The organism is Oleiphilus sp. HI0067 (assembly GCF_001635735.1).
In genome coordinates this window covers 1-1387 of record NZ_LWFI01001032.1, presented here as the reverse complement: position 1 = coordinate 1387, position 1387 = coordinate 1, and the positions used below count along the sequence as shown (strand labels likewise).

At 45.6% G+C, this 1387-nt stretch carries 3 protein-coding genes; all 3 read right to left on the bottom strand.

The annotated features are described in order from the left end of the window. A partial coding sequence (locus tag A3739_RS13945) for a hypothetical protein (protein ID WP_156502593.1) occupies positions 1-228 on the bottom strand: 228 nt, incomplete at its 3' end. Between the two features lie 10 nt (positions 229-238). Further along, positions 239-640 carry a biopolymer transporter ExbD gene (locus A3739_RS13940; RefSeq protein ID WP_068481018.1) on the bottom strand — a complete coding sequence of 134 codons (402 nt, stop codon included), beginning with the start codon at positions 638-640 and terminating at the stop codon, positions 239-241. Between the two features lie 17 nt (positions 641-657). Further along, complete coding sequence (locus A3739_RS13935; RefSeq protein ID WP_068481015.1) at positions 658-1284, bottom strand: MotA/TolQ/ExbB proton channel family protein; 627 nt, start codon at positions 1282-1284, stop codon at positions 658-660. Positions 1285-1387: the final 103 nt, after the last annotated feature.

Sequence of the window (1387 nt, the reverse complement as noted above, 5' to 3'; positions counted from 1 at the left end):
TGGCTGACGCTCCTGTTGCTTAGGTTTAGGCTTGGGTCTTTCTTTTGTGATTTGCTGTTGTCGTTCTAGCTCAAAATTAGTTGCGCCACCTTGGAGCTTTTCGCGATCAAAGTCTGATTCGTTCAAACCAATCACCACAACAAACAACAGAAAAGGCACTAAAACAGCGGCGACAATCGAAAAAAATTGCCGTGACACGCCTTGTCTCATTTCAATTGAATTCATCATAAGGCGCTACTCACGACTCCTGCTCAGTCGCGACGCCAACATTACTCGCACCGGATAACTTCGCTTGATCAATCACTTCAAGAACGAGTTTGGCTGGCACATTTTCATCAGTCACAACCAAGACACTTTTGTCAGTACTCGTGCGTAACATATCGCGCAACTTGCTCTGCAAGCTGTATACACGCACAGGCTGGTTGTCGACATACACATCACCAAAGCTATCAATAAAAATACGTGTCGCCTTGGTAGAAGCCGCTGCTGCACTGGCCGCATTCGGTCGTTCAAGATCTAGTTTCATGTCTTTAACGAAGGTAGTCGTCACCATGAAGAAGATTAACAAGATGAACACCATGTCGATCAATGGAGAGATATCTACCTGCCCTTCTTGCTCGCTCTCTTGTCTGTATCTCATATTCTTTCTCGCTTATTTTATTTGCTCAGAGACGCTTGCTTTTGAGCGCACACTAAGTCTCGAATTTGATCCAACTCTCGACAGACATTGCGCTCTTTGCGCTCAATCATTCGTCCAACAAGTAAGCCTGGGATAGAAATCGCCAAACCTACTTGTGTTGTAAATAGCGCCTTACTGATCCCGCCTGCAATGCCGCCGGTTTGCGTAAATAGCGACATCGTGCCTAGGGAGTCAAAGGTCTCCATCATTCCATCGACTGTACCGAGCAAACCTAACAACGGAGCAACAGCAACGAGCGAACGCACTAAGCTACGATGCCTCGCCATGGTTTCTTTCAAATTAAAAAAATGCTCGTCGATACGCGCTTTCACGTTCACTGGACTGCGATACTCACGAGAAGTATCCATCGCAAATTTTGCGGCTTCGGCATTGACGGATTTCAGATTCAAAAACTTGCGCTTTCCTTTCTTAACTTTTCTCACTAAATCACGAGGCTTGTGCTGACTAGAGCGCACCGTCATGACGCGATAAACTAAGGCATACCACAACAATATGGAGACGATAATGAGCGGCAACATTACAAAGCCGCCCATCTCGTAATATTCCAGCAACACGCTATAGCTGGGGATAAATGTTTCTAACATGGCACCAATACTCAATTTACGTTATGACTCTCGAAGACACGGACTAAGCCGCGAGTTTCAGAGAATCAACAGTTGGTTTTTGGGTATTGATAACGTTTAGTGC

Bases quoted from the DNA above. Each gene is read 5' to 3' on its own strand.
- A3739_RS13940 (WP_068481018.1), bottom strand. From the start codon at position 640: ATGAGATACAGACAAGAGAGCGAGCAAGAAGGGCAGGTAGATATCTCT.
- A3739_RS13935 (WP_068481015.1), bottom strand. From the start codon at position 1,284: ATGTTAGAAACATTTATCCCCAGCTATAGCGTGTTGCTGGAATATTAC.